This window comes from Gimesia panareensis, from assembly GCF_007748155.1.
GTDB lineage: Bacteria > Planctomycetota > Planctomycetia > Planctomycetales > Planctomycetaceae > Gimesia > Gimesia panareensis.
In genome coordinates, this window is the sequence record NZ_CP037421.1 from 2,353,862 (window position 1) to 2,368,370 (window position 14,509).

Consider the following 14,509-nt stretch of genomic DNA (forward strand, 5'->3'; position numbering starts at 1 on the left):
GACCTCCTTTCTGGGGAGGTACTCCTACAAATACTATACCAAACTGTTCACGTAATTTAGGGTTTTGAAACTACCTCTAGAAACTTTTGAGTAGCTGTTCTGATACAGCAGTACTTCACCACCACTGAAAACTCCCAGAGGAATCCCCGAATAATCACCAATCATCATCGGTGCGGGAAGGGGCTTACAGCAGCCGCAGCAACTGTTATCACAACAGTCATCCAGACAGGAAACATCACTGACTGGTTTAGAATCGAAGACGTTTAAAGAGGTCAACTCAAAGTCTTCAATTGTGTCAAAGATATCGGCATGCAGCGTCGAACTCATCATGAGAACCAACGCACCGATCGAGCAAAATAGGCGCATAGATACTCCTTGTATCGTATTCACAAACAATCCATGTTATTGTCTGATTCAATCAGCTGGCGGATAAAAACTAACCAAAAATTGAATACTGTCTTTCTTTATCGAGAAGTCACTTATGTATGTTTAGAGACCTGGATGTCTCTTGATACCTCTTTCTCATATTCCCTATCCTTCCATGTTGAATCAAAACTGATGAAAGTTTCACTTTGATGAGCATCACAAATTCATAAATCACTGCTTATGAAAGAATTAGTGTTTCTGGTTTCTACAGCTCGCTTTCTGTTTGCGTACCAGAATTGCCCATGCTATCATATCAACGTGTATTTATGTTGATTTGATTGTGCCGCAAATCATCGCCTCCAGGGAAGTGATCCGATGCTGACAATTCTGGGTAAACCGACTGCGAAAAACGGAACCTTTTGTGATGGCGTCTCCCGCCGCAGCTTTCTGAAAATTGGGGGGATGGCACTGGGGGGAATTTCTCTGCCTGGTGTCATGCGTGCCGAGGCGGAAAGCCAAACCGGCAGTAATCACAAAGCGATCATCAATATTTACCTGCCCGGTGGCCCTTCGCACATCGATCTCTGGGATCCCAAGCCGGATGCCCCCAAAGAGATACGCGGTGAATTTGCTCCCATCAAAACGAATGTCCCCGGTGTTGAAATCTGTGAGCTCTTCCCACGGATGGCCCAGATGATGGACAAGTTTGTACCCATCCGCACAATTTCCGATGCCGACGGTAGACATGACGCGTATCAGTGCATGACCGGTCGCACGTTCGGCAGTCGTCAACCCCCGGGAGGCTGGCCAGCCGCGGGGGCTTTCGTTTCGAAACTGCAGGGCCCGGTCAATTCTGCTGTCCCCGCACATGTGGCGCTGATGTATAAAACGGGAAACCGGACCTGGGGTGAACCGGGTACTGGTGGCTTCCTGGGAGTGCCATACGCTCCCTTCAACCTGGTCGGTCGTAAGGCCCGCAGTTCGCCGGATAACATGATTCTACAGGGGATCACCCTGGAGCGCCTGCGCGATCGGGTCAAACTGCAGCAGGCTTTCGATTCATTCCGCCGCGATGCGGACACCACCGGTCTGATGGAGAGTATGGACGTCTATTCGCAACAGGCAATGAATATTCTGACCACATCCAAACTGGCGGATGCGCTCGACCTCTCCAAGGAAGATCCCGAGATCCTGGCCCGCTACGGTGAGAGCAGCGAAAAGTTCCAGCGGGACGGAGCACCGCCCATGATCGAAAACTTCTGCATGGCCCGTCGGCTGGTTGAAGCAGGAGCTAGGTTCGTCTCCCTGAACTACAGTCGCTGGGACTGGCATGGTCCGGACGGGATGAACTTCCCCAAGTCGCGAGAAGAATTTCCGCGTCTCGACCAGGGGCTCTCAGCTCTTGTAACCGATCTGCACGAACGAGGACTCGATAAAGACGTTTCCGTTGTCGTCTGGGGCGAATTCGGACGCACGCCGAAGATCAATAAGAACAACAGCCGCGATCACTGGCCGCGGGTCTCCTGTGCCATGCTGGCCGGGGGAGGTATGCAGGCCGGTCAGGTCATCGGTCGAACCAACCGCAAAGGAGAATACGCGGAAGAACGTCCGGTCAAGTTCCAGGAAGTCTTTGCGACGCTCTATCAGAACGTCGGCCTGGATCTGAACGGCACCCGCATCTTCGACACGGCCGGTACGCCGCAATATCTGGTCGATCAGGGCATCGAACCGATTCATGAACTGATCTGATACTGGAATGAACAAATAAGGGGCAGTGGGGAGTGTATCCCAACTGTCCCTGTTTTATTGACTCACGTTCTGCTGGTCTTACTGTTTCAGAAGCTCTTCCAGATAAGCCGGGTAGTTCGCATTCTTTGAGCCTTTCGTCAGGCTGTCCCCAAAGCAGATGACCTTTGTCAAATTCAGCTGTTCGGCTTTGAGTTTCTCAGCCACCAGTCTCGCCAGCAGCTGATATCCGGCCGGCGTCAGGTGCACTCCGTCTTTAATGCCGCTGTTCGCTGGATTACGGATCACGCTGGTTTTTGAGTCATCCGCGAGCTTGTGGTCAATCAGGTAGTCATGAAAATCGATCACGGGAATCTGCTTCGCGCGGGCAATCTTGAGCAGAACCTGGCGCACCTCTTTCATTCGTTCCACAGGAGACTGGTCGGCATATTTCTTCGCATCATGGCGGGTAAACAACAGCTCCGGAATGCAGGTCGGTGGTGTCATCAGTACTACTTTCGCACCGCCAGCCTGAATTTTATCGACCAGCGTTTCCACATTCCTGCGGTAGGTATTGATATTAATAAACCCACCCGAATTGAGCCGATCATTCGTTCCTACCATCAACACAACAACCGTCGGCTGTTTTGAAAGCACATCACGGTCCACTCGCTTCAGCAGTTGGGAACTCCGGTGCCCACCAACTCCTGCATTGATCACCTCTGCGGCCTGGCAGGTTCCAAACTGGAGCAGGGCAAAACAAATCAAAAGGGGGAGCAGGGCTTTGGTCATTGAAGACATCTTTCTGAGGGTTGAATTTAAAAAGAGAGAACAAAGTCCCGTGCCTTTGTCCTCGCTGGCTGACATGCATCATAGTCATAAAATTCATCGAAAAGCAAGTATACCGTCTTTGCCTGAATGATTGTAAGTGTCTGTAAATATATGCCTTATGGCATGTCGCGCAAGGAATCATTCTTTCAAATCGCAGTATCCACAAAACTGTGTTTCTGCTATAAATCTGTCTCTCCTCAACTCTCTCATCTTTAAACAGTCTCCCTGAAACTCCCATGTACTGGATCACGACTTTTGCCTGTACGCTGTTACTGGCACTGACCGCTGTTCCCGCCACAGTCCGGGCGCAAGACAGTCGGTTTCTGCCACCAGGGCCTGCTGCGCGCTCCAGTTATGATCCGTTTCTGTCTGTGGATCAGCCTCTTGCTCCGGGAGTCAATTTGGATGAACCGGGACGGGTCAACATTTCATTGGATGAGACCGATGATAATACCGCTCAGCTACCGGCGGCTCCGGGAACCAGCCAGGCGATAGTCCCCCCTCTGACAATGGGCGTAGGAGGGGATGGTGTCAATCCGCAGTTGCTCTCGAATCCTTATCTCACCGATGCCCGGCAGTTTAATGTCGGACTGGACCTTTATTCTGCTCCATCTTTTACCGAGGGTTTGATCATCTTTGGTAAGGATGCCGCGATGAAAATTGGAGGCTTCGCCAAAGCGGATTTCATCTACGACTTTGATCCCATCGATTCTACGGACTCCTTTGTGACGACCGACATTCCAATTGGAGCACCGCACAGGACCAATTCCCGGTTTCACGCCCGACAGTCCCGCCTGAGTTTTGATACGCGCTGGCTGACCGACGATCATCTGATCCGGGTCTATGTGGAAGGGGATTTCTTCAGTGAAGGAAACCGGTTTCGTTTAAGACATGCCTTCGGAGAATCCGGATCATTACTGATCGGACAGACCTGGACGACCTTTGCCGATGTGGCTGCCGCTCCCGCCACACTTGACTTTGAAGGCTCCGTCTCCAACGTCAATCGCAGACAGGCCCAGGCCCGCTGGACACAACATATTTTTAATGACAACACCACATTCGCGGTATCAGTTGAAGACACCAGCTTTATAATTGAACCTCCTGTCGGTATCACCGGCGATGCACGGAATCCCTCACCTGATTTCGTAACCCGGCTGCGTTATAAAAATGACATCAGTGAGTTTCAGGTCGCGGGCCTGTATCGTGTTGTTGGCTTTCAACCAACCGGCCAGAGGGTAATCACCCGTTTTGCCTATGGGTTCAATTTCACGGGTGTACGGTTAATTACAGAGCGGACCAAGGTCTACTCGCAGCTTCTGTTTGGGGAAGGGATCGGCAGCTATCGGGATCTACCAGATGCCGCCCCCACCGCTGCGGACAAGGCCGGTCTGTTACCCATGTTTGGCTGGATGGTCGGCCTCACGCATGACTGGAACGATGAACTCAGTTCCAACTTCACCTACGCAGAAAATAGCCTGGACACGACCACATTTCAGGCTTCATCAGACGTCAAACAGACTACCTACCTGGCAGCCAACCTGATCTGGAATCCCCTGAAGAATGTGAAAATCGGCGTCGAATACCTCTACGGCACCAAGGAAAACGTCGGCGGCGCGACAAGCGATGCTCACCGGCTGCAGACCTCGTTTATCTTCGATCTGCCCTGATTCTGTCATCATGTGAGATGAGGTCAGGGGGGGCAGGTCACTCGCCGATATCTTCATTCCAGACATCCGGATGGGCGGCAATAAACTGCTGCATCAATTCGATGCACCGCGGGTCCTGCAGGACTTCCAGTTCGACACCGCTGGCTTTGAGCAGTTCTTCATCGCCCAGGAAGGTTTTATTTTCTCCGATGACCACACGAGGAATCTGATACAGGCGGATCGCGCCGCTGCACATCGGGCAGGGGGAGAGTGTGGTATAGAGCACCGAATTCCGATAGACACTGGCCGGCTGTCGGCCCGCATTTTCCAGTGCTGACATCTCACCGTGCAGAATGGCACTCCCTTGCTGCTGACGCATGTTATGGCCGCGACCGATGATCTTGCCTTCATAGACAATCACCGAACCTATGGGGACGCCCCCTTCCTGCAGTCCCTGTTCCGCCTCTTCAATCGCAGCCTGCATGAATTCGTCCATGGGTGACTCCTCCTGTCTAAAGTAAGTCGATCTTCGCTCTGCTCAAGATATAGCGGATTCAGAGTAAAAATACGACAGGATTTTGAAGGAAACGTACAGAGCCAGACCCCGTTATCTTACAGGCGAACGCGTCCGGGCGGTTCTTCTGCAGTTTCTTCAAATGAGCCGGGCGAACGGAACGGATTTTTCTCAGGCGCCGGCAGTGAATCACTGGCGGGGAAGGTTGCCGGCTCTTCAAATCCGAACTCAGGCGGTTGAGTCTGTGCCGGTTTCCACTGTGGTTCGGGGCCGGGAGAATCGGCCCAGGCTGGTTCGACCCGCTCTGCCACACGGGATTCAATCGGCGTCGGTCGCTGTCTCAGTGATGCTTCCGGGTGAGATGGGCGAGGCATGCCTGCCGCGAGGTCCAGAACCGGATAGCCGGGAATCTGCGGCAGCCCCCAGACATCGGCGGGGACCCCCGGATTAACACTGATCTGTGACATGGTCATCGTCATCACGATCCCGGCCTGGGGCCAGTCGAGTTTAATGACATGCGGCAGAACCGCATTGGTGCCTCCGCAGGTACGGTATTCACCCAGTGTGGCAGTTGCGATCCGCTGTCCCTGGCTGTCGTACAGAGATTGTTCGATAATGTGCCCCGTGCACAGATTGACGACGATAATCTTCTGCACCAGTTTTCCATTGGGCAGCAGACGGTCTGAAATCAGTTTGACATTCGGAGAATTCTGGCCTTCCTTCTGAATGGAAAGCTCTTTTTCGTTCAAGGGGACAACCCGCAGGGCCTCCAGCAGCCAGCCTGGCTCGAAAGGAATATTCAGTTGAGAGCCCATCGCCTCGTATTGATCGTGCCGGACGGTAAAGATGTTTTTCTGATCGCTGCGTTTGACCCAGAACCAGAACCGTTCATCATTCGAACCAAAGTCAACTTCGGGTCCTAACGGAGAACTGGCAACCAGGCGGAATCGCTGGGGCTGTTCCACGGCCAGCATGGCACTCAGGCTGACCGGAATGCCCCCTTTCTGACGGGCACGGATTTTGACTGACGAGGATTGCCAGCCGTAAACTCCCTCAGTCTGAGCATTGAGATGATTCACGATCTGGGTGTAACTGGCATTCGGGGGCAGCACGCAGACGGGGGCCTGGTTTGGCAGAAAGGTTCGTACGGACGAGCAGGCAGAGAGCAGCAGAAGACAGCAGATCAGGGTGCAGACTTGAGTTGCGGCGCGCAACCGATGAAAGATCAGCCTGGATCTCTTCATATCTGTTCTTCCTTGAACATGCGACATATTGACTGGTCCGTAGCGGGAGGCTTCCTTATTCCCACTCTTCTAAAAACTGGGTGTTCAACTGTTGTTGCAAAGCTTCAATTTCAGACTCTTCCAGGTTCTGATCTCGAATTTCAAAATTGCCCTCGCCATGGGTTCCGGACAGTTGCAGATAGGATGTCTGATCCTCATCCCGCGAGCCGTCCAGTTTCAGCCGCCGTTTCTGTACCAGAAACAGGGCCAGCACATACAGGAACTTTTCCTGAACCTGGTTTGGATTTTCATACAGCTGCTCAAAATATTGCATCATGGCATCGGGATCGATTTTTCGAGCCCCTTGTGCTGCCGGCTCGGGGACCTGCAGCTTCCAGTCTCCGACAGCCCCTTCCGGGGGACCGGTCCAGGCTTCCTCTGCAAAGTCCAGACGGGTGAGATGACCATTCTGATCGACGATTACAGAATGCACAGTTTCGCCGGGAACAAATTCTTTTCCCGTCGAGGAACAGGTTTTCCCTAAAGGTTTTAGATGATAATCCATTTGGAAAAGCTCAAATCAGGAACAGGCAGGGCAGAACGGCAGATAAATCTGAAGTGTTGATTTGATCAATTGCGGCGAATCCTAGAGCAAATCAGGATTTAGCTCAAGACGATTCTGGCGGGAAGTGGCATTTTTCTGGGTGAGAACTCAAGATTTATATTGGAGATAAGGCTTTTTACCATAATAAGTTAGGAGCCAGAGGTGAACCGGCTGGTCGATCCCCCTTCCTTTGAGATGGGAACTTCGATCCGGGCAGCACAGCGGGGACAATGCCCGGCATAGGCTGTCAGATCATGGTTTGCATAGATTCTGCTGTAAACCTGACAGCATTTGAAGAGAACTCCAACCGAGGGGCGCGGGGCGGGTTGGCGGGATTCCGCGTCAGTCATGTACGGCTCCAGAAAAAAAATAAGCTGAAACGCACGGGGCATTTCAGCTTATTTATGAGATTCACAGCTGCAGATCAAGATGTCTTTTGAACCTGTAAAACAGGTTATTTCTGATGAGCCAGTGCTACCATCGCCCGGGCACGATCCTGATCCCGTTCGCGGGCGAGGCACTGATCGTCGCCGATTGCGGTTTGAGAGAGGGCTTCTTCGAGCTGCTTCTCCGCTTCCTCGGCATTCAGCTGGCTGACAGGAATCGCCTGTTCGGTCAGGACTGAGATCACCGAACCCTTAACCTGCAGGAACCCGCCATCGACAAAGTAGCGGTTTTCATTTCCTTCACCGGATTCGAACACCAGTTCGCCAAATCCCAGACGACCTACCATAGGCATCCGACCGGGGAGAATTCCGATTTGACCGTCAAACAGAGTACAACGCAGGCTCTGGATGGACTGATCCAGCAGAGTCGTTTCCGGAGTGACTAATAACAGACGAAATTCTTGAGCCATGGGTGCTCTTACCACAATTAAAAACAGGATTTCAGAGTAACATGATGGCCGAAACCCGTTTCGACCATCGTCTGATCACGACGTGCGAAAACGTCTTATTTCTCAGCCATTTTCTTGGCTTGTTCTTCGGCTTCTTCCACCGCACCCACATACATGAAGGCGGCTTCCGGCAGGTGATCCCACTTACCGGCACAGATTTCTTCAAAGCTGCGAATGGTGTCTTCCAGCGGGGTGATCTTACCTTCCTTACCAGTGAAGACTTCCGCCACGAGGAACGGCTGTGACAGGAACCGCTCGATACGGCGGGCACGGTGCACAATCAGTTTGTCTTCTTCGCTCAATTCATCGACACCGAGAATCGCGATGATGTCCTGCAGTTCGCGATAACGCTGCAGAGTCTGCTGTACTTCACGAGCGACCCGGTAGTGACGCTCACCCACATACTGCGGGTCCAGAATACGACTGGAAGAAGCCAGCGGATCGATGGCCGGGTAAATCCCTTTTTCCGAGATCTTACGTTCCAGGTAAATGAACGCGTCCAGGTGGGAGAAGGCAGTTGCCGGTGCAGGGTCGGTCGGGTCGTCTGCAGGTACATACACAGCCTGCACACTGGTGATCGCCCCGTTCTTGGTCGAAGTAATTCGTTCCTGCAGTTCTCCCAGCTCGGTACCCAGTGTCGGCTGATAACCCACAGCGGAAGGCATACGTCCCAGGAGTGCGGATACTTCCGATCCAGCCTGAGAGAAACGGAAGATGTTGTCGACGAAGAGCAGGGTATCGGTACCGGTGGTGTCACGGAACCATTCTGCCATCGTCAGAGCGGACAGAGCGACACGCAGACGGGCACCAGGCGGCTCGTTCATCTGACCAAACACCATGCAGGTCTGCTCAATCACGGAGCGATCGGTCTGGCCAATCTTGGTTTCCTGCATTTCCAGCCAGAGGTCGTTTCCTTCACGGGTCCGTTCACCCACACCGGCGAACACGGAGTAACCACCGTGGGCACTGGCGATACGGGCGATCAACTCGGTCAGAATCACGGTCTTACCCAGACCGGCACCACCGAACAGTCCGGCTTTACCACCACGCACGAACGGGGTCAGCAGGTCGACCACTTTGATCCCGGTTTCGAACAGCTCGGTTTTGGCACTCAGGTTTTCCAGGGCAGGCGCTTTCCGGTGGATCGGCCAGTGCTCATCGGTTTCGACAGCACCGCGTCCATCAACGGGATCGCCCAGCAGGTTGAAGACGCGTCCCAGGGTTCCCTTACCGACGGGCACCGATACGGGAGCTCCGGTATCATTCACGTTCATCCCGCGGACCATACCGTCGGTAGAACCCAGAGCCACACAGCGGACACGACCGCCACCCAGGTGCTGCTGAACTTCCCCGGTCACTTTGATCTCAACACCTTTGATGGTTTCATTGACAGTCAAAGCGTTGTAGATTTCCGGCAACTGATGCTCGGGAAACTCAGCATCAAACGTAGATCCAATGATCTGAGTGATTTTGCCAACTGAACTTGTTGTACTGGCTTCGGTTGTCGCCATTGATATGTCTCTACTTTCTGATGTTGATCAATCTGTAAAAAACCATAATGTGCCATGCCAAGAAGGCCGGAAACTACTCCAGGGCAGCTGCCCCACCGATGATTTCGAGAATTTCCGACGTAATCTGGGTCTGTCGTGCACGGTTATACTGAGCAGACAGAGTTCCCACCATTTCATTGGCGTTCTCTGTGGCTCCCTTCATGGCTACCATACGGGCAATCTGCTCACTGACCGCTGCATCGAGGAAGCATTTAAATAAACGAGCCTTAAAGGCTGTTGGTACGATTTCTTCCAGGATTTCCTGAGCGGACGGAAGAAACTCGTAATCGTAACTCTCTGAAGTTTCGGATTCCGATGCTTCCAGGGCACCGATCGGCAGCAGAGAGTGAATGACTGCTTCCTGACGAGAGGAAGACACAAACTCGGTGTAGGCAACGTCGAGTCGATCGATCTTGCCTTCGATGTATTCCGTAATGTAGCGGCTGGCCAGTTCATCCACTTCTTCAAAGGTCGGACGATCTTCGAAGTGTGTATAAGTGGCGTCAGCCGAAATGCCCTGGAACTTCAAAAAGCTGATGCCGCGTTTCCCGGAAACTTCCAGACGCACATTCTGACCGTTCGCCTGCAAATTCTGGTAACGTTTCAACGCCTGTTTCAGCACGCCGGTATTGTAACCGCCACATAATCCCCGGTTGGAAGTCAGCACGAGCAAAACTGCGTTCTTTTCGGTTTCGTGTTTCTCCAGCAGGGGATGATGGAACTCCAGGTTTGCCTGGGACAGGTCTGCGACAAGCTCGGAAATCTTTTTTGTATAGGCAGCCGCTTCCGCAGCACGGTCCATGGCTTTCTTAAATCGCGCGGTGGCGATCAGTTCCATGGTCCGTGTGATCTTACGGATGTTTTTAACTGCCTTTAGTCGTTTGACGATGGCACGTGCTTTGGCCATTAGATTCTAAACCTGTTTTCGATTAACTGTGCAAGCAATGAGTTACAAGTACGAGTCCGACTACGCGTTTTTACGCAGATACTGCTCGATAAAGGTCGTCAGTACCGATTTGAGCTGTTCGACCGTGTCGTCTTCCAGCTGTCCGGTTTCAGTGATCTTATCTGTAATTTCCGGATACTGGTCATGGATGAACTGCAGCATCTCGTTTTCAGCTTCCTGTACCTGGTTGATTGGCACCTGGTCGAGGTAACCTTTAGTTCCCGCGAACAGACTGACCACCTGGTCGGCCATCGCCATCGGCTTGAACTGCGGTTGCTTCAGCAGTTCGACCATGCGGTAACCGCGGTCCAGCTGGGCTTGAGTTGCTTTGTCCAGTTCGGTACCCATCTGGGCGAAGGCTTCCAGTTCACGGAAGGCCGCCAGGTCAAGACGCAGACTACCGGAAACACTCTTGGTTGCTTTCGTCTGAGCGTTACCACCCACGCGAGACACACTGATACCCACGTTAATCGCGGGACGAATCCCGGCGAAGAACAGGTCGGGTTCCAGGTAGATCTGACCGTCGGTGATCGAAATCACGTTGGTGGGAATGTACGCGGATACTTCCCCTTCCAGTGTTTCGATGATCGGCAGAGCAGTCATCGAACCGCCACCCAGTTCATCACTCAGACGGGCAGACCGTTCCAGCAGACGGCTGTGACAGTAGAATACGTCACCCGGATAAGCTTCACGTCCGGGAGGACGACGCATCAGCAGTGACAGCTGGCGATAAGCCTGAGCCTGTTTGGACAGGTCATCGTAAACCACCAGCGTGTGTTTGCCCTGGTACATATAGTATTCGGCAATTGCGGCACCAGCGTAGGGAGCGATGTACTGCAGCGGAGCAGGGTCACTCGAAGAGGCGGCAACGACAACGGTGTAGTCCATTGCGCCGTGCTCTTCCAACTGGGCTACCACACCGGCAATACTGGCGGACCGCTGACCACAGCCAACATAGACACAGACAACGTCCTTCCCCTTCTGGTTCAGGATCGTATCGATGGCGATGGCGGTCTTACCGGTCTTCCGGTCTCCGATGATCAGCTCGCGCTGACCCCGTCCGATCGGGGTCATGGCATCGATTGCCTTGATACCGGTGGCCAGAGGCTGTTTCACAGGCTGACGGGCTGCGACGCCGGGAGCGGCAACTTCCAGCGGTCTGGATTCAGTAGCCACAATCGGGCCTTTTCCATCCAGTGGTACCCCCAGCGGGTCAATCACCCGGCCCAGCAGGTTGTCACTCACGGGCACGGAGAGCAGGGCACCTGTGCTGCGTACTTCATCCCCTTCGGCAATCGAAAGGTAATCACCGAAGATGATGATACCGACCGAATTTTCTTCAAGGTTGAAGACCTGGCCACGTACACCATTGGAAAACTCAACCATTTCACCAGACATGGCTGAAGACAGTCCATAGACGCGTGCGATACCATCGCCCACTTCCAGGACCCGTCCCACTTCACTGGTTTCGATTTCGCCGCGAAAGTCTTCAATTTCCTTCTGGATAACTGAAGCGATCTCGTCCGCTTTGAATTTCATGAATGCTCCTATTGTCTAAACGTCCTCGTAATTGTTTCAATCGAGTCCGCAGAGAACCATCATAAACTGTGTCATCAACCTGAATCACCAGGCCGCCTAGTACGGACTGGTCTATGGATGCTTGCAATACCGGGATGAATCCCAGCGATTCATTCAAACGCTGTTGAATGCTGTTTAAAATACCTTCCGAGAGTTCTGTCGCCGACTTAACCACAACGGCCTTTTTGCCGGCTTCAGCATCTCGCAGTTTATTGATCTGTTTGTAAATCTGCTGTAACAGATCCAGTCGCTCATGCCGTCCCAGCACACGCAGGAAGTTCGTGAGAAGTTCCGATGCATGCGGGGCAATCGCCCGATCGATCAGCTTTAAAGATTCTTCTTTATTGAGCGATCGAGTGGTGAGCATTTTTCCGAATTCGGGGTACTGGACCAGAACGGCATTCAGAAATTCAGCAAACTCCTCAAGGGTGGAGTCTTTCTCTGCCTCGGAGATTGAACCCAGAAATGCTTTGGCATAGACCTTGGCCACCGAAATGGCACCAGGGTCATCCATCACACTGGGAATCCGAGCTTTGACTTGTTCCTGATCGTTCACGCTGATCACAACTCACTGCTAAAGGATGAATAATTCAAACTTGCTACAACGGGTTTGAATAAGTTTTATCGTTTGTTTCAGTTCGAACTGCCCGAAATCTGAGACAGGGCTTCTTCAACAAGCCGATCGCGATCGGAATCATTGAGGGCTCGTCCCAGCACATGTTCTGTCGCATCAATTACCCGGCTGTTCATCTGATCGAACAGATCTTTCAAAGCCAGTTCCCGGGCGCGTTCAATTTCCTCGACAGCGTGCGTCTTGATAGACTCCGCTTCCTGACGTGCCTGTTCGAGAATGTCCTGCTTGATGCGATCTGCATCAGAACGAGCCTCGACCATCATCGCCTGGATTTCGTCCTGAGCCGCCTCAATCTTCTGAGCATGTTCCTTGACAAGCTCTTCTGACTCACGCTGCTTTGATTCTGCTTCATTGATTGCGTTTACGACTCTCAGTTCGCGGGCATCCAGGGCTTCGATCAGCGGTCCCCAGGCAAATGCCCGCAGGACGATGATAAATGCGACGAAGACAATGAATGACCACAGTGCCAGGTCGGTCTTCCATCCCAATGGCGGGCCTGAATGATGACCGGCATCTTCAGCGGCAAACAGCGTTGCGTCCGCGCCAATCAGTCCACTGCCCAATATCACGCCACCAATAATAAACAGCATGATGATGCATCGGTTGGTAAAAAGACTTTTAAACATGATCAATGATTCTCACAGTGTTGTCAGAAAAACAGTCTTGAATTCGAACTCATCCACTGAGGACGGCTACTTCCCGGGTAATTCCAGTTTGCATGTCCAAATCTGATTAGGACATGCAGATGATGAGTGCGAAGAAGGTAGCACCTTCGATCAACGCAGCTGCAATAATCATCGCGGTCTGAATCTTACCACCAGCTTCTGGCTGACGTGCGATGGCTTCTACAGCAGAAGCACCGATCTTACCAATACCGAATCCGGCACCGATAATTGTGACACCCGCACCGAGGGCTCCCAGTGAAATTGCACCACTACCTTCTTGTGCCATTGCAGGAACAGCTGTGGCCAATACAACAACGCATGTCATGTACATAATCCGTAAAGCCTGGATCATTGTTTTTATCCCCTGACCTTTCTCAACGAGGAACACTCAAAACGAAATATACTAAGCAAGACCGTTCGGAAACCGACTGTGCCTCTAGTGAGGATTGACAGCAGCCCCGATAAACAGTGTTGCAAGAAACGCAAAAACATATGCCTGCAGAAACGCTACAAACAGTTCCAGCAAGCCAACTAAAATCTGTGCAATAATACTGGAGGGCATGACGATCGCCCACATACCAGTATCCGCAGTCATGGCAATGAATCCGAGGAAGACGGCGATCACCGTATGCCCGGCCATGATGTTGGCAAACAATCGAATTGCCAGTACGGCATGTTTAATCAAAAAACCTGCCAGCTCAATCACCCAGATCATGGGTAACAGGATTACTTTTAATGCCATCGGCAGCTCCATGGAGGGGGCCAGCGACAGCCAGAAACGAATCACTCCCTGCTCACGGGAGCCATACATGATGACGGCACAAAACGTGGTAAACGCCAGCGCCATGGTCACGTTCAATTCACCGGTCGCGGAACCCAGCCAGGGAATCGCCCCCAACAGGTTACAGACCAGAACGTAGAAGAAACAGGAGAGCACGAAGGGCAGGTATTTATCAGCAGGATGCCCCACGGCAGGACCTTCCTGATGATGTCCGTGATCGTGATCATCGTCGTGGTGATGTCCTTCACCAATCGTCGGGCGCACCACTTCGTCCCGCATGTAGATCACGATCGATTCCCAGAAATTCCACCAGCGACCGGTGACAACCTGTCCGCCGGCAGCCCGTTTGGCCAGCCCCCGGAATACGAAGAACAGAAAGACGACTGCCACCAGCTGCAACAGCATGAATTTCGTAATCTGCATTCCAAAAATCTCAGGCAGTTGCAAATGATACCCGGAGGGGAGTTCGAAATGCCCGAAATCGCGAACATGATGAAATTTGTCAGCGTGACCTGCGGCCATTGTTTCAGCTCAATTCCATTATTGTTTTT

15 protein-coding genes are annotated in these 14,509 nt (G+C 52.5%); 2 read left to right on the forward strand and 13 right to left on the reverse strand.

The features are described from left to right. Positions 1–741: 741 nt before the first annotated feature. Complete coding sequence (locus tag Enr10x_RS08665) at positions 742–2,115, forward strand: DUF1501 domain-containing protein (RefSeq protein ID WP_145448787.1); 1,374 nt, start codon at positions 742–744, stop codon at positions 2,113–2,115. A 78-nt stretch (positions 2,116–2,193) separates the two neighbouring features. Here the strand turns inward: Enr10x_RS08665 and Enr10x_RS08670 are convergent, their stop codons facing one another. After that, entirely contained in the window at positions 2,194–2,883 is a 690-nt protein-coding gene (locus Enr10x_RS08670; RefSeq protein WP_197997541.1) for an SGNH/GDSL hydrolase family protein, read from the reverse strand. A 275-nt stretch (positions 2,884–3,158) separates the two neighbouring features. On the opposite strand from Enr10x_RS08670, the gene Enr10x_RS08675 reads away from it, so the two are divergent. After that, complete coding sequence (locus Enr10x_RS08675) at positions 3,159–4,589, forward strand: DcaP family trimeric outer membrane transporter (RefSeq protein ID WP_145448789.1); 1,431 nt, start codon at positions 3,159–3,161, stop codon at positions 4,587–4,589. Between the two features lie 37 nt (positions 4,590–4,626). Here the strand turns inward: Enr10x_RS08675 and Enr10x_RS08680 are convergent, their stop codons facing one another. From Enr10x_RS08680 to atpB, 12 genes are all read right to left on the reverse strand, one after another. Beyond that, entirely contained in the window at positions 4,627–5,064 is a 438-nt protein-coding gene (locus tag Enr10x_RS08680) for a nucleoside deaminase (protein WP_145448790.1), read from the reverse strand. Positions 5,065–5,180: 116 nt separating this feature from the next. Next, positions 5,181–6,326, reverse strand: coding sequence for a hypothetical protein (locus tag Enr10x_RS08685; protein WP_145448791.1), 1,146 nt, complete (start codon positions 6,324–6,326; stop codon positions 5,181–5,183). Between the two features lie 55 nt (positions 6,327–6,381). Further along, positions 6,382–6,870: a hypothetical protein gene (locus tag Enr10x_RS08690; RefSeq protein WP_145109169.1), complete on the reverse strand. Its 489-nt coding sequence runs from the start codon at positions 6,868–6,870 to the stop codon at positions 6,382–6,384. A gap of 188 nt (positions 6,871–7,058) precedes the next feature. Next, positions 7,059–7,259: a hypothetical protein gene (locus tag Enr10x_RS08695; protein ID WP_145109166.1), complete on the reverse strand. Its 201-nt coding sequence runs from the start codon at positions 7,257–7,259 to the stop codon at positions 7,059–7,061. Between the two features lie 104 nt (positions 7,260–7,363). Beyond that, complete coding sequence (locus Enr10x_RS08700; protein ID WP_145109163.1) at positions 7,364–7,765, reverse strand: FoF1 ATP synthase subunit delta/epsilon; 402 nt, start codon at positions 7,763–7,765, stop codon at positions 7,364–7,366. Between the two features lie 95 nt (positions 7,766–7,860). Continuing rightward, entirely contained in the window at positions 7,861–9,315 is a 1,455-nt protein-coding gene (gene atpD, locus Enr10x_RS08705) for a F0F1 ATP synthase subunit beta (RefSeq protein WP_145109160.1), read from the reverse strand. A gap of 73 nt (positions 9,316–9,388) precedes the next feature. Beyond that, positions 9,389–10,261, reverse strand: a complete 873-nt coding sequence (atpG, locus tag Enr10x_RS08710; protein WP_145109157.1) for an ATP synthase F1 subunit gamma — start codon at positions 10,259–10,261, stop codon at positions 9,389–9,391. Between the two features lie 60 nt (positions 10,262–10,321). Next, complete coding sequence (gene atpA, locus Enr10x_RS08715; protein ID WP_145109154.1) at positions 10,322–11,839, reverse strand: F0F1 ATP synthase subunit alpha; 1,518 nt, start codon at positions 11,837–11,839, stop codon at positions 10,322–10,324. After that, complete coding sequence (gene atpH / locus Enr10x_RS08720; RefSeq protein WP_145109151.1) at positions 11,790–12,434, reverse strand: ATP synthase F1 subunit delta; 645 nt, start codon at positions 12,432–12,434, stop codon at positions 11,790–11,792. Before atpH ends, atpA begins: the two co-directional genes overlap by 50 nt. Positions 12,435–12,511: 77 nt before the next feature. Next, positions 12,512–13,138: a F0F1 ATP synthase subunit B gene (gene atpF / locus Enr10x_RS08725; protein WP_145109149.1), complete on the reverse strand. Its 627-nt coding sequence runs from the start codon at positions 13,136–13,138 to the stop codon at positions 12,512–12,514. Positions 13,139–13,244: 106 nt separating this feature from the next. Beyond that, a complete protein-coding gene (locus Enr10x_RS08730; protein WP_145116309.1) occupies positions 13,245–13,463 on the reverse strand; it encodes an ATP synthase F0 subunit C in 219 nt (72 codons plus the stop codon). A gap of 150 nt (positions 13,464–13,613) precedes the next feature. Next, the gene (gene atpB, locus Enr10x_RS08735; RefSeq protein WP_145109147.1) at positions 13,614–14,480 is read right to left on the reverse strand and encodes a F0F1 ATP synthase subunit A; all 867 of its coding nucleotides are present in this window, start codon (positions 14,478–14,480) and stop codon (positions 13,614–13,616) included. Positions 14,481–14,509: the final 29 nt, after the last annotated feature.

Bases quoted from the DNA above. Each gene is read 5' to 3' on its own strand.
- Enr10x_RS08665 (WP_145448787.1), top strand. From the start codon at position 742: ATGCTGACAATTCTGGGTAAACCGACTGCGAAAAACGGAACCTTTTGT.
- Enr10x_RS08670 (WP_197997541.1), bottom strand. From the start codon at position 2,883: ATGACCAAAGCCCTGCTCCCCCTTTTGATTTGTTTTGCCCTGCTCCAG.
- Enr10x_RS08675 (WP_145448789.1), top strand. From the start codon at position 3,159: ATGTACTGGATCACGACTTTTGCCTGTACGCTGTTACTGGCACTGACC.
- Enr10x_RS08680 (WP_145448790.1), bottom strand. From the start codon at position 5,064: ATGGACGAATTCATGCAGGCTGCGATTGAAGAGGCGGAACAGGGACTG.
- Enr10x_RS08685 (WP_145448791.1), bottom strand. From the start codon at position 6,326: ATGAAGAGATCCAGGCTGATCTTTCATCGGTTGCGCGCCGCAACTCAA.
- Enr10x_RS08690 (WP_145109169.1), bottom strand. From the start codon at position 6,870: ATGGATTATCATCTAAAACCTTTAGGGAAAACCTGTTCCTCGACGGGA.
- Enr10x_RS08695 (WP_145109166.1), bottom strand. From the start codon at position 7,259: ATGACTGACGCGGAATCCCGCCAACCCGCCCCGCGCCCCTCGGTTGGA.
- Enr10x_RS08700 (WP_145109163.1), bottom strand. From the start codon at position 7,765: ATGGCTCAAGAATTTCGTCTGTTATTAGTCACTCCGGAAACGACTCTG.
- atpD (WP_145109160.1), bottom strand. From the start codon at position 9,315: ATGGCGACAACCGAAGCCAGTACAACAAGTTCAGTTGGCAAAATCACT.
- atpG (WP_145109157.1), bottom strand. From the start codon at position 10,261: ATGGCCAAAGCACGTGCCATCGTCAAACGACTAAAGGCAGTTAAAAAC.
- atpA (WP_145109154.1), bottom strand. From the start codon at position 11,839: ATGAAATTCAAAGCGGACGAGATCGCTTCAGTTATCCAGAAGGAAATT.
- atpF (WP_145109149.1), bottom strand. From the start codon at position 13,138: ATGTTTAAAAGTCTTTTTACCAACCGATGCATCATCATGCTGTTTATT.
- Enr10x_RS08730 (WP_145116309.1), bottom strand. From the start codon at position 13,463: ATGGCACAAGAAGGTAGTGGTGCAATTTCACTGGGAGCCCTCGGTGCG.
- atpB (WP_145109147.1), bottom strand. From the start codon at position 14,480: ATGGCCGCAGGTCACGCTGACAAATTTCATCATGTTCGCGATTTCGGG.